Below are 12,877 nucleotides of genomic sequence, written 5' to 3'. Positions count from 1 at the left end.
TACATTAGGAGCCTTTTTGTTTTGTGTAAAGAAAATAGCGTTTTTGCATTTTTTTCCATCTGTGCAACGCTAGTGGGCCTGACCCCCGATTATTTAAAGCGTTACCGCGGTAGAGTCAAGGTTTTTAGAATATCCACAATCCTATGATGGTAGAGAGGATAAGGCCAATAATGACAGGCAAAAAGCTTTTTCGTACAAGCTCCAGTACAGGGACTTTTGCAAATCCTGCTACGGCGACGAGTGATGACCAGGCAATTAAGGTTCCGCCGCCAACCCAAATGGAGCTCATTTGACCAATAGCTCCTAGGGTTTCAACATCAACCCCAACACTTCCGCCTAATGCCCCGGATAATGATCCAACCAATGGCAAACCGGAGAATCCGGATCCATCCAATCCAGTTATGGCCCCAATGATTAGAATGCCAAATCCGGAGATAAAGGCGCTTTCTGGAATGAATTGCTGTCCGGAGACAACTAGGTCGAATAGGAATGAAGGCGCGCCTTCAGCATCAATGCCAAAAATCTTGCTGGATAATTCGCCGCTTCCTATGAAGAAAAATCCGGCTATGGGAATGACAGGTCCCATTGCTTTAAATGCGAATACGAAGCCCTTTACAATATTCTCGCTTACGTCGTTTAAAGAGGAGCGGACATTTTTAAACATTGAGGCTGCAATTAGCAGAATCGCGGATACCCCGCCAATTAATGCTGCCCCTGTACCGCCTTCCACTGAAGGGAAGAGATCGGTGAACTTTGTAAGAAACATATAGACAATAATGATTAAAAATACAATCGGAACAACAATAGCAAATAAGGTGCTATATTTGCTTTTTTCGGATTGGTTAATTTTTGCATGTTCTTGTGCCTCTTCTGAGGTTTGATCGATTTTTTCCCAAGCGGCTAAATGACTGTCAGATGGACTTGTAATCTGTTTTCTTAAAGTCAAGTATGCGATGATAATCGCTGTAATACCAGTAATAAGGGATAACACAAGTGCCCGGTCTGCCAGAAGGTTAACATCTGCACCCGCTGCTGTAGCAGTTAAGGTAGGGGCAATTTGGATAACATAGTCCGATGACAATGCCATACCTTGACCTGCAAGGGATATCGCAATTGCTGCACCAATCGGCGGAAGTCCCGCCCGAACGGCAACCGGTATAAGCAAGGCTCCAACAAGAGGAACGGCAGGCGTCGGCCAAAAGAATAAAGAAATGATATAGGTGACGAAAATAATAACCCAATAGGATATGTGGCCATTTTTCATTACCTGCTGAAACGGGGTAATCATCTGTTTATCGGCCCCGATCGATTTTAACGAGTGTAATAGCGCGGTCATGATTGCGATAATAAGGAAAATATTAAATAACTCTCCCGCGGCTACTAAACTAGCATTAAAAATGGTTTGCAAACCTGATGTGAAGGAGCCGGTAAAAATCCACCCGACTAAAAAAGTGACAATAATGGAAGGAACGACAATATTTTGCCGGAACAGCATCGTTAAAATAATGACACAGGTTCCAACCAAATACATCCAATGTGCGGCAGTTAACTCCATGTATAGAATCCCCCTAATTATTAATGAAAAGCAGGCATTGATTAGTAAAATAGTCTATGCTCGCATCTGGGCATAGGTGAAAGTTTAGGAACAGGTCAAAAAAGTTAACGTTATCTCCGCTAGTGAAAGACTGATAATGATGATTTAACGTATTAGTGTGGTGGGGCATACCCCCACTCGATTAGCGCGTCACCGCACTGGGGGCCTGACCCCCACTCGATTAACGCGTTACCGCATCGGGGGCCTGACCCCCGCTCGATTAACGCGTCACCGCATCGGGGGCCTGACCCCCGCTCGATTAGTGCGTCACCGCGATAGGGTGGTGGAGTAGGATGTGCGATTTTTTATTTGGTGCATGTGATGATTCGGTAGTCTATGATTCCTTGGTATTTTTGCATGAGGCTGAAGTGCTGGGGCATGACTGTGTAGAGTTCGGTTTCTATGAATTTGGAGAAGTGAAATTCTTGTTGTGTCTGGTTTGCAGGAAAGGGAAGATTGTTTCTGTGGATTATTATGTCCTTGAACCCAGCTTGCGTTAGTAAAGCACCCCATTCCTTTTCCTTAAGAACGGATTTAAAGCCATAAAATTTCTTAATCTCATCCATCCCAGCTGGGCTAAGAGGGTAATTAAGTGTCAGTTCGATCGCTATCATTCGCCCGCCTTTTTTCAGTAAACGGAATATTTCATTAAGGGCTCTAGGGGCATGTACAAACACGAGAACAGATTCAGATAAAACAAAATCAAAATCCTGATCCTTTAAGGCGCAGCTTTCAATGGATCCTTGGGTAATTTCTACAGGTAAATTTTCCCTTGATATTCTCTTTCTTGCTTTTTTAACCATAATCGGATTGATATCCATTCCTGTTACATTTGCTCCATAACGGGAGGCAATATAGGCGGCCGTTCGTCCGGTACCGCAGCCCACATCCAACACTCGGGAGGTTTTATTGATATTTTCAAAGCTAAGAATTTCCTTTGTCAGATTGAAACCGCCAGGGTGTGCGCTGCCAACGCCAAACTTAGATAGAAAATCCAAATATTTTGAATCGCTAATTGTCATCACCTTCTTTAATCATCTTTTTGCATGATATGTTAGCTAAAAATGAATGGTTCGGCCTGGGCGTTTTAGTTCCGTTGACTAAAAGCGTTTAATTCCGGAATTTTTATCGTGAAAAAATAAGGAGGAAATCTCCCCGCTTAATGGAATATAGTAAAAGATGCATAGCCGCCCAGTATTTCGCGGCAATTAGCCCCGGTCTAATGGAGGTGTATAATGTTTATTAAACAGCCTTTCGATGAGTCTTTAGGGCTCAGTTATAAAAGGATTGATGAATATCATTTAGAAGTCATACTGCCGATAGTACCTTTGTTTGTGAACAGTGCCGGCAGTATCCATGGAGGGATTATTTCATCATTGGCTGATATTGCCATGACAAACCTGATCCCTGCCGATGAAAAGGGAATTCAGCAGGCGGTGACAGTTGATTTGGACGTTTCTTTTTTGAAGCCCGCGACGGGTACTTGCCTCACTGCAAGTGCTCAGCTAACTAAACAGGGTAAAACCCTAGTTCATACAGAATGCTCCATTTTCAATGAAAGTCAGGAGCTTGTTGCTAAATCGAAAGCTATTCTTTTTCGCAAATCATAGATAATCGCAGATAATCAAACATGCCATGGGACAGAGCACGGTTCCCATACACAACCAGGAGGTTTAAGAAATGAGATTAGTAGCGCCCAAGCCTTTTACATATAAAGGAGGACACAGGGCTGTTTTATTATTGCACGGTTTTACCGGAAGCACAGTAGACGTGAGACGGCTTGGAAGATACTTGCAGGAAAATGGCTATACGTGTCATGCTCCTTTATATAAAGGACATGGAACAGGACCGGAAGAGCTGGTTCAAACAGGTCCAAACGATTGGTGGCAAAATGTTAGAGAAGGCTACCAGTTTTTGAGAAATGAAGGATATGAGGACATTGCCGTTGCGGGTGTATCACTTGGAGGCGTATTTTCCTTAAAAATCGGGATTGAACACCCTGTTAAAGGAATTGTATCCATGAGTGCGCCTGCCCAGGAAAAAAGCATCGATGACCTATACAAAAGAGTGCAGGATTATGCAAAAGGATATAAGAAACTGGAAGAAAAAACAGAGGAACAAATTCAGGCTGAAATGAAGGAGTTTGCTGAAAACCCAATGCCTTCTATAAAAGACCTTCAGCAGCTTATCGTAGAGACAAGTGAACAGCTAAACCAGATCAGCTCTCCAATTTCAATCTTATATGGAGGATTAGACGATATCTTATATCAGGAAAGCGCTCAAATCATTTTCAACAGCGTTCATTCAAAGGACAAACAGCTGAAACAGTATGGTCACTCCGGCCACATTATTACATTGGGTGAGGAACGTGAAAAAGTATACAAGGATGTACTTCATTTCATGGAGGATTTAAATTGGTAAGGAAGCAGAGCGGCAGCCCTATCTGCTTCTTTTTTTTTCTGTGTTAAAAAGTGTTTATTGGAGCGAAAATTACCTTCTAAGATTAACAGAGCTCTTTTTTTATAAAAAATTGGGAAAAATATAATGGAACTAGTTCTCCTGCTTTCTATTTTGCCTGCAGGGGTGTATGGTAGATTAGGTTGAATTTACCTATATAATCAAATCGATAGGATGATGAAATGAATATGGCAGTTAAGCTTAAGGTAAAATCTGCATTTGTGAAAAGCATGAAATCGGGATTCCCTTTAATCAAGAAGGAAGCCATTCTAAATATGAATGATTTAGAAAAAGAAGGGTCCCTGATTGAACTCATTGATGACAAGGGGATGTTTCTCGGAAAAGGGTACTATGGGAAGCAAAACAAGGGAATCGGCTGGGTCCTTACCCAGCAGGAAAAGGAAGTAATTAACCAGGCATATTTCGATAAGAAAATAAAAAAGGCTATGGATGACCGAAAAGGCTTTTTTAGGGACAAGGAAACAACAGCTTTCAGAGTATTTAATGGTGAAGGTGATGGAATAGGCGGTTTGACCATCGATTATTTTGCTGGCTATTACCTTATTAATTGGTACAGTGAAGGAGTTTATCACTTTAAAGATGAAGTGATTCAGGCCATTAAAAATACAGGATCCTTCAAAGGGATTTATGAAAAAAAGCGCTTTGCTGAAAATGGAACATATATTGAAGACGATGGATTCATTGAAGGAGAAAGAGCACCCTATCCCCTTATAATTAAAGAAAATGGGATGAATTTTGCTGTCTATTTAAATGAAGGGGCCATGGTTGGCATCTTTTTAGACCAGCGAGATGTTCGCCAAGCAATTCGGGACAAATATGCCAGCGGAAAAAATGTCTTAAATACATTTTCTTATACCGGTGCATTTTCGGTTGCAGCCGCAGCGGGAGGCGCATTCAAAACGACAAGTGTAGATGTAGCCAACAGGAGCGAGAGCAAGACAATTGAACAATTCAGTTTAAATGGGATTGACTTCGAAGCCCAGGACATTATCGTCGAGGATGTTTTCAACTATTTTAAATATGCGGTAAGAAAGAAGCTAGTCTTTGATCTTGTCATACTCGACCCGCCAAGTTATGCACGGTCAAAAAAGCATACCTTTAGCGCCGCTAAGGATTATCCCAGCCTTTTAGAAAAAGCGATTGCCATCACTGAGAAAAACGGTATTATTGTGGCTTCAACGAATTGCAGCACTTTTGGGATGGATAAATTTAAAGGCTTTATCGATAAGGCTTTTCGGGAGGCAGGCAGTAAATATAAAATATTAGAGGAATTTAGACTGCCTTCAGATTTTAAAACCATTGGTACGTTTAAGGAAGGGAACTACCTTAAGGTGGTTTTTATTAAAAAGCTAACCTGAATGATATACTTGAAGAAAATGTCAGAAAAGAAAAGGAGATACGATGACAAAACACAATGAAGCTGGGTGGAATTTTGACAATAGTTATGCCCGATTGCCAAAGTCATTCTTTACTGGCCAAAATCCGGTCCCTGTTCGGTCCCCGGAATTGGCTTTTCTTAACACAGCATTAGCCGCATCTTTAGGATTGCAGGCTGACGCATTGATAGATGAAAAAGGCACAGCCATTTTTGCCGGGAATGAGATTCCTGAGGGTGCTTCACCGCTAGCTCAAGCATACGCCGGGCATCAGTTTGGCCATTTTACCATGCTTGGCGATGGGCGGGCGGTACTCCTTGGCGAGCAGATTACACCCGACGGGAAACGATTTGACATACAGCTTAAGGGGTCAGGCAGAACTCCGTATTCCCGGGGTGGGGATGGAAGAGCTGCGCTTGGCCCGATGCTTAGGGAGTATATTATTAGTGAGGCTATGCATGCACTTGGGATTCCAACGACCCGCAGTCTGGCAGTGGTAACCACTGGTGAAGCAATTCAGCGCGAGACGAGGCTTCCTGGTGCAGTCTTAACTCGGGTTGCGGCAAGTCATCTTCGTGTTGGGACATTTCAATATGTGGCCGCATGGGGGACAGTTGAGGAACTGAAGACTCTTGCTGACTATGCACTCAAGCGGCATTATCCGGATGCTGTGCCGGGAGAGAATCGCTATCTGTCTCTGCTGGAGGAAGTGATCAAACGTCAGGCAGCCCTTATTGCCAGGTGGCAGCTGGTCGGGTTTATTCATGGGGTGATGAATACCGATAATATGACAATCAGCGGGGAGACAATTGATTACGGCCCTTGCGCTTTTATGGACACGTATGATTTAGAAACGGTGTTTAGCTCTATAGATACCCAAGGACGTTATGCTTATGGAAATCAGCCGTATATGGCCGGGTGGAATCTTGCCAGATTTGCTGAAACCCTTTTACCGCTGCTCGCCGATAACGAAGAAGAGGCCATTAAGGTTGCCGAGCAGGCAATTTCGGGGTTTTCTGTACAGTATCGCGCACATTGGCTGGCAGGGATGAGAGCAAAGCTGGGATTATTTCAAGAGGAACAGGAAGACGAACCGCTTATCCAGGACTTTCTGTTAATGCTGCAAAAACATGGTGCTGACTATACTAATACGTTCCGGGCGTTAACGTTTGACCAGCTGGAAGGTTCTGCTATGTTTGCAAGCAAGGAATTTAAAGACTGGCATGCAAAATGGCAGTCTAGATTAGACAGACAAGAGGAATCGAAAGAAAAGGCTAAGCAATTAATGAAGGACAGCAACCCAAGCGTTATTCCCAGGAACCACCGGGTGGAAGAAGCGCTGGAAGCAGCGGTTGAGCGCGGGGATTTAAGTGTAATGGAAAAGCTTCTTAAGGCACTTAGTAACCCATATGCGCATGGTGCAGAACAGGAAGCCTATACGGCTCCGCCTCCGCCATCTAAACGGCCATACCAAACTTTTTGCGGAACGTGAACAGGGGGACGGTACTTTTGTTTTTTGGGACCTAAACAAAAAACATGAGAGCCGTCCCTGCGTTTTTCTGTGTAACGAGGAGTTGTAATTGACGAATATGAACAAGACAATCGGAATTTTAGCACATGTCGATGCGGGAAAGACTACTTTTTCAGAACAGCTGCTGTTTCATACGAAAAGTATTAAGAAGCGCGGCCGGGTCGATCACCAGAACGCTTTTTTAGACAGTCATGACATAGAAAGGCAGCGCGGGATTACGGTGTTTGCAGATCAGGCAATGTTTGAGTATGGCGGTTCTGTTTATTATTTAATAGATACCCCAGGGCACGTTGATTTTTCTCCGGAAATGGAGCGGGCCATACAAGTCATGGATGCAGCAATCATTGTCATCAGTGCGGTTGAAGGGGTGGAAGGGCATACGGAAACGGTTTGGAATCTGCTAAAAAAGCATCGGATTCCTGTGTTCTTTTTTATCAATAAAATGGATCGAACGGGCGCAGATGCCAGCCGGGTGCTTAATGAAATTCGCGGCAGTCTGACAGAGGACGTCTGTGAGATTTCTGAGGCTTTGTCTAATGGGGCGATGTCGGAAGAATTAATAGAATTTATTGCCGAACGGGATGAAGAGCTGCTGGAGCATTATATGGAAAAGGGCTATGAGCCGGGGATATGGCTTAAAACAATGCAAAAGCTGATAAAAGCAGCGAAAGTTTTTCCGTGTTCAAACGGTTCCGCCCTGCAGGATATCGGGGTAGAAAGCTTTTTAGCGAAACTTGATTTATTAACAATGACCGATTTCCCAGCGGATGAACCTTTTTCAGGCCGTGTTTACAAAATTCGTTATGAAGAGAATGGGACAAGGGTTACCTTTATTAAAGCATTAAGCGGCGTATTGCATGTGAGGGATGAGCTTGCATACGGGGGAGGGCAGATGGAAAAGATCACACAAATCCGCCGATATAATGGCAAGCAATTTGAACAGGTCAGCCAGGTTCATGGTGGAGAGCTTTTTGCGGCAACGGGACTAACTGAGGCCACCGCAGGTGACGGAGTAGGGGCGCTTAAGGAAAAAGCGGTCTATGAAATGGTGCCGACACTTAGATCAAAGGTTGTATTTGAAGCGGGAGTGAATGCAAAAGAGGTGCTGCGGTATTTCCGCATGCTGGAGGCCGAAGATCCTTCCTTAAATGTTGTCTGGGAAGAGCGTTTGCAGGAAATCCATCTTCATGTGATGGGGAAGATTCAGCTAGAAGTGCTCGAGCAGGTGATTCGCGAGCGGTTTTCGCTAAAGGTTGTTTTTGAAAAACCAGAAATTCTCTACAAAGAGACCATACAATCTGAGGTTATTGGGTACGGGCATTTTGAACCTTTGCGCCATTACGCAGAGGTTCATTTAAAGATTGAGCCTGGGGACAGAAACAGCGGTATTTCCTTTGAAAGTGAATGCCATACCGATCACCTGCCGATTGGGCTGCAGAACTTGGTAGGGCAGCATATTTTTGAACGGGAGCATCATGGTTTGCTGACAGGCTCGCCGCTAACTGACGTAAAGGTTACGCTGTTAACCGGAAGAGCTCATAATCAGCACACCCATGGCGGAGATTTTCGGGAGGCTGCATTCCGTGCTTTAAGACAAGGGCTGGAAAAGGCGAGCAATATTCTGCTGGAACCGTTTTACCGATTCAAGATTAAGGTTGAACTTGATCAAATGGGCCGTGTGCTGTCAGATATTCAGAACGCTTTTGGCTTGTTTGATCCGCCAATCACGGAGGGAGACCATTCAATTTTGACAGGAATGGCACCTGTTGCCACATTTATGGATTACAGCGCCACTCTTGCTTCCTTTACTAAAGGAAAAGGCCGTATGAGCCTTAACTTTGCAGGCTACCATCGCTGCCATAACGAACAGGAAATCATCCAAAAAATCGGCTATGACAAAAACGCCGACCCAGAGTACACCTCCTCTTCCGTCTTCTGCGCCAAGGGCCAAAGCTTCACAGTCAAATGGGACGAAGCGGAAAACATGATGCACTGCTAAGATTGATGCGCTTTACCACATTACCGCGCTGGGGGCCTGTCCCCCAATGCTTTAAAGCGGTACCAGTACACATTCACATCTTCGGTTATATACATATTTTGTGAAAAAGGCGGAATACTACTTCTGGGAGGTGTTTAATGTGGCAGGTAATGCAAAAGATTATGTTAATCAGAGCTTATCGTCCGTCCAATCTACTGTTGGTTCATTGGAGCAAGCGCTTGGGATGGCGGAGAAACAGGAAAACAAAAACAAAATCCAGCAGGCTATTAATCAGCTTAGGTCTGCACAGCAGGAGTTAACGGGATATCAAGATTGAAGCAGAGGTTTTTCTGCTTCTTTTTTTGTTAGGCTTTTTTAAATTAGGCCGTTGATTACCCTTCCAGGCTCTCCTGTCTGCAAATTAGTGGAAAACCAGGTAACCTTTTCAAAACACATACGTCTAATCCTATGAAATTTGAAAAAGGAGACTGGTCCCATGAATATTTTTAGCACAACAGCAATGGCAGCCCTATTAGCCGGGAATATTGTTTCGGCAAATCCAGCAGTCATTGAGCAAAATGCACAACCCCCAGTACAAATGGAAAAGAGCGAAGAAGTGAAGGAAACGACTGATTTTCTGAAGATCAATGGAACGATCAAAGAGGTAGAATATACCGGAAATAAATGGACGGCTACCATTCAAAATGAAGGTGAGGTTATCGCCAATATTACTATTGATAAGCAATCCCTTCTTTTAAATAGCAGTAATGGTGAGTCTATCAAGCCTAGTGAATTAAAACAAGGGCTTGAAATAGAAGCCTATTATGACAAAAATAAGCCAATGATCATGATTTACCCTCCACAAATAACACCAGAAATTCTAATTGTTAATGACGAGAAAAAGCCTGGGTTTGTAAAATTGGGGAAATTCGATCATAAATTTCTTAGCCTCGATAAACAGCTAAAACTTAATATTGGCAAGAACACCATACTAGAAAATCAGGCAGGGACGGAGCTGAAAGTGAAGGACTTGCTTGATAAGGAATTAATTATTTTTTACTCAGCAACAACAAGGGGTATTCCTCCTCAAACTATTCCAGCAAAGATTGTTGCTTACGATAATCTTATAGAGAAAAAGATGAAAATTGAAGAAATGATAAAAGAAGATTTTATTATTAAAGAGGGTGTAAAGATGATTCCTCTTCGTAAAATAGCTGAGGAATTAGGCTTTACAGTTGATGAAGGCAGCGAAATGAAAGATGTGTTTGTAACAAAGGGCAACATGTCTTTTTCGATAAAATATGGCGAAAAAACATATGGCTATAACCGCAGTATAGGTAAATTTGAACAAGCACCTATTTACCGTGAGGGCAAAGCATACGTTTCAGAAGAATTCCTAGCTAAATTATTAGAGAATTAAACCTGCCTCAGAAGATACAGGCTTTCGCGCTTTAAAGCGTCGGGGGCCTGACCCCCAATGCTTTAAAGCGATAAAACCCATAAAAGATTTTACTTCCATCATATTCTTACCCATTGTGTCAAAAGCTAAAAAGAAAGACGCCTATTTGAAACTTTCTATTATATTCCTCGTAAGTATATTAAATGAGACAACCATGAAAAATGCATCTGGTGTTTTCAGAAGGAGTGATTTGTAATAAAATGGAGTCGAGAGAGGAATTGCTGACTAAGCTGTCAGTCATTGAAAAGTGGGAAAAGGATCAAAGCGGATTATGGTTTTGGGAACGTATCGGCCGTTTGCCGTTTAAAATTCTAGATAAACTTACCCCCAAATTTATTCATAAAAAAATTGGTGCATTACTGGACGAAATTGGTGTTTACATTCAAACTGGCGGACGTTATTTGGTTAGTAAGAAGAGCATCTACAAATTGATTCAAAAGGAAACGAAACAGCCTGTTGAAGAATTCACTGATATAAACGAGCTGCCGCTTTCGACAATGAAAAAGATTAGTGAGCAGCTTACAGAACATAGAAAGAATTTTGCTGCTGTTCAAGGTGCCAGCACGGGAATTGGCGGTATTTTTACCTTGGCTATTGATATTCCGGCCCTATTAGCGATCTCTTTAAAAACATTGCAGGAAATTGCCATCATTCATGGATACGATCCAAGTGAAAAAAGCGAGAGAGTGTTCATCGTCAAATGCCTGCAGTTTTCATCAGCCGATGTGGTTGGAAAAAAAGCCATTCTCAAAGAGTTGTCCAATTACTATAGGGAAGGAAGCAGCTCTAATGAAATGATGTCCCAACTGCAGGGATGGAGAGAGGTCGTCTATACATATAGAGACCAGTTTGGCTGGAAAAAGCTTTTTCAAATGGTGCCCGTTGCTGGAATGATTTTTGGCGCTTATACAAACCGATCAGCAATTAACGATCTTGCCGAAACAGGCATGATGCTATATCAGAAAAGAAAAATTATTGAAAGACTGGAGAAAATCGAGTAAGCAGAAGGATCACTTCTGCTTATTTAAATGGAACCAGCCCTTGCATTGAAAGGGTGATGATTTTGTTTCGGCGTGTGTATTATATTGAGCCGCTAGTCATGCTGGCTACTTTAATTAGATGGATATTTTTATCAGTGATTACAGGTGTGATTGTTGGGACAGGCACGAGTTTGTTTATACATGTACTAGAATTTTCTACAGGCAAAACAGCACATATTCCTCTTTGGATGCAGATGCTGTTTTTGCCGATTGGCGGTATGGTAAACGGACTAATTATTTATTATGGCTACCGTAACGCTTCTAAGGAAAAAAAGGATTCGGTCATTGCCGCTGTACATGAGCAGCATGGGATTATGCCCTATAAAACCCTGCCGTTAAAACCAATTGCCGCGATCATTACGTTAAGCTCTGGCGGATCGGCAGGTAAAGAGGGCCCTTGTTCACATATCGGGGGTACGCTAGCGTCGTGGTTTGGCCATCTCATCCGATTAAACCCCGAACTGCAAAAAAGAATCGTGGCCTGCGGCGTAAGTGCCGGGTTTGCCAGCGTATTTGGCACGCCAATTGCAGGAGCGATTTACGGAGTAGAAATTTTGACGATCGGCCGTCTGCGCTATGATTTTATTTTCCCGGCGATTATTGCGGGTGTGACATCCTTTGAAATCAGCAAACTGTGGGGAGTTTCTTACGGCTATTATCCAATTGGAGCAACTCATTTCTCTGATGGGATTTTTATAAAAATATTAATCATTGGTATGATTGCCGGACTTGCAGCGTGGCTGTTTATTGAACTTTTTGAACAGGCCCGCACATTTTTTCAATGGCTTCAGCAGAAGGCTCAAATTTGGCCGCCTTTCATGCCAATGATCGGCGGGCTGATTTTATCTGTTCTTATTTTATTTATTCCTAGAGATTATCTTGGTTTGAGCCTTCCCATCATGGACCAGGCTTTAGCTGGCGAACACGTCCCCTATCTTAGCTTCCTTTGGAAATCACTATTGGTCGCCATTACGCTAGGTTCTGGATTTTATGGAGGAATTGTAACACCGCAGTTTGTTATCGGAGCGTTAACAGGAAATGTATTCGCTTTTCTTTTGGGCGTTGATCCGGCCCTGGGGGCAGCGGTTGGAATGGTATCGGTGGTTGCTGCGGCATCGAATACACCGCTAGCGGCTATTTTTATGGGTTACGAATTATTTGGCGGGCTAGCCGGAGTATATGTTGTCGGCGCCTGCATTACGGCATACATTGTGATCGGGCATCGAAGTGTTTATCCTGATCAGCTGGTTGCCTATTCAAAATCATTGTGGATGCACCTTGAACCTAATATTCCTCTTGAAAAAGAAAAAATCCACGTGTCCTACGGGCTATTGCGAAAAGTAAGACGCTGGCAGTATCGGCTCCATAGAAAATAGATCTTATAAAAAAGGCTGTCCCGAAAATTCCGGGACAGCCAAATT

11 protein-coding genes are annotated in these 12,877 nt (G+C 43.1%); 9 read left to right on the top strand and 2 right to left on the bottom strand.

The window, feature by feature from the left end:
• Positions 1-124: 124 nt before the first annotated feature.
• Both AC1Q59_RS22765 and AC1Q59_RS22760 read right to left on the bottom strand, forming a co-directional pair.
• Positions 125-1,555 carry a hypothetical protein gene (locus tag AC1Q59_RS22765; protein ID WP_492368156.1) on the bottom strand — a complete coding sequence of 477 codons (1,431 nt, stop codon included), beginning with the start codon at positions 1,553-1,555 and terminating at the stop codon, positions 125-127.
• Positions 1,556-1,899: 344 nt separating this feature from the next.
• Entirely contained in the window at positions 1,900-2,616 is a 717-nt protein-coding gene (locus AC1Q59_RS22760; protein ID WP_492368155.1) for a class I SAM-dependent methyltransferase, read from the bottom strand.
• A gap of 213 nt (positions 2,617-2,829) precedes the next feature.
• Between AC1Q59_RS22760 and AC1Q59_RS22755 the strand changes: the two genes are divergently transcribed.
• The 9 genes from AC1Q59_RS22755 (at position 2,830) to AC1Q59_RS22715 (ending at position 12,832) form a co-directional block, all read left to right on the top strand.
• Positions 2,830-3,204, top strand: coding sequence for a PaaI family thioesterase (locus AC1Q59_RS22755; protein ID WP_492368154.1), 375 nt, complete (start codon positions 2,830-2,832; stop codon positions 3,202-3,204).
• 70 nt (positions 3,205-3,274) lie between these two features.
• Positions 3,275-4,015, top strand: a complete 741-nt coding sequence (locus AC1Q59_RS22750) for an alpha/beta hydrolase (protein ID WP_492368153.1) — start codon at positions 3,275-3,277, stop codon at positions 4,013-4,015.
• 218 nt (positions 4,016-4,233) lie between these two features.
• A complete protein-coding gene (locus AC1Q59_RS22745) occupies positions 4,234-5,430 on the top strand; it encodes a class I SAM-dependent rRNA methyltransferase (protein ID WP_492368152.1) in 1,197 nt (398 codons plus the stop codon).
• A 43-nt stretch (positions 5,431-5,473) separates the two neighbouring features.
• Positions 5,474-6,940, top strand: a complete 1,467-nt coding sequence (locus AC1Q59_RS22740; RefSeq protein ID WP_492368151.1) for a protein adenylyltransferase SelO — start codon at positions 5,474-5,476, stop codon at positions 6,938-6,940.
• Between the two features lie 97 nt (positions 6,941-7,037).
• Positions 7,038-8,978, top strand: coding sequence for a GTP-binding protein (locus AC1Q59_RS22735; RefSeq protein WP_492368150.1), 1,941 nt, complete (start codon positions 7,038-7,040; stop codon positions 8,976-8,978).
• Positions 8,979-9,117: 139 nt separating this feature from the next.
• Positions 9,118-9,294: a hypothetical protein gene (locus tag AC1Q59_RS22730; RefSeq protein ID WP_492368149.1), complete on the top strand. Its 177-nt coding sequence runs from the start codon at positions 9,118-9,120 to the stop codon at positions 9,292-9,294.
• Positions 9,295-9,453: 159 nt separating this feature from the next.
• Complete coding sequence (locus AC1Q59_RS22725; protein WP_492368148.1) at positions 9,454-10,377, top strand: stalk domain-containing protein; 924 nt, start codon at positions 9,454-9,456, stop codon at positions 10,375-10,377.
• 239 nt (positions 10,378-10,616) lie between these two features.
• Complete coding sequence (locus AC1Q59_RS22720; RefSeq protein WP_492368147.1) at positions 10,617-11,417, top strand: EcsC family protein; 801 nt, start codon at positions 10,617-10,619, stop codon at positions 11,415-11,417.
• Between the two features lie 62 nt (positions 11,418-11,479).
• Complete coding sequence (locus AC1Q59_RS22715; protein WP_492368146.1) at positions 11,480-12,832, top strand: chloride channel protein; 1,353 nt, start codon at positions 11,480-11,482, stop codon at positions 12,830-12,832.
• The last annotated feature ends 45 nt before the right edge of the window (positions 12,833-12,877 follow it).

The organism is Cytobacillus sp. MT66, from assembly GCF_058792595.1.
The sequence above is the reverse complement of the archived record's forward strand: the minus strand, read 5'-3'. Positions and strand labels throughout refer to the sequence as shown.

What these genes read in the sequence shown, in the direction of transcription:
- AC1Q59_RS22765 (WP_492368156.1), bottom strand. Translation starts at nt 1,555, where the DNA reads ATGGAGTTAACTGCCGCACATTGGATGTATTTGGTTGGAACCTGTGTC.
- AC1Q59_RS22755 (WP_492368154.1), top strand. Translation starts at nt 2,830, where the DNA reads ATGTTTATTAAACAGCCTTTCGATGAGTCTTTAGGGCTCAGTTATAAA.
- AC1Q59_RS22720 (WP_492368147.1), top strand. Translation starts at nt 10,617, where the DNA reads ATGGAGTCGAGAGAGGAATTGCTGACTAAGCTGTCAGTCATTGAAAAG.
- AC1Q59_RS22725 (WP_492368148.1), top strand. Translation starts at nt 9,454, where the DNA reads ATGAATATTTTTAGCACAACAGCAATGGCAGCCCTATTAGCCGGGAAT.
- AC1Q59_RS22745 (WP_492368152.1), top strand. Translation starts at nt 4,234, where the DNA reads ATGAATATGGCAGTTAAGCTTAAGGTAAAATCTGCATTTGTGAAAAGC.
- AC1Q59_RS22750 (WP_492368153.1), top strand. Translation starts at nt 3,275, where the DNA reads ATGAGATTAGTAGCGCCCAAGCCTTTTACATATAAAGGAGGACACAGG.
- AC1Q59_RS22740 (WP_492368151.1), top strand. Translation starts at nt 5,474, where the DNA reads ATGACAAAACACAATGAAGCTGGGTGGAATTTTGACAATAGTTATGCC.
- AC1Q59_RS22735 (WP_492368150.1), top strand. Translation starts at nt 7,038, where the DNA reads ATGAACAAGACAATCGGAATTTTAGCACATGTCGATGCGGGAAAGACT.
- AC1Q59_RS22760 (WP_492368155.1), bottom strand. Translation starts at nt 2,616, where the DNA reads ATGACAATTAGCGATTCAAAATATTTGGATTTTCTATCTAAGTTTGGC.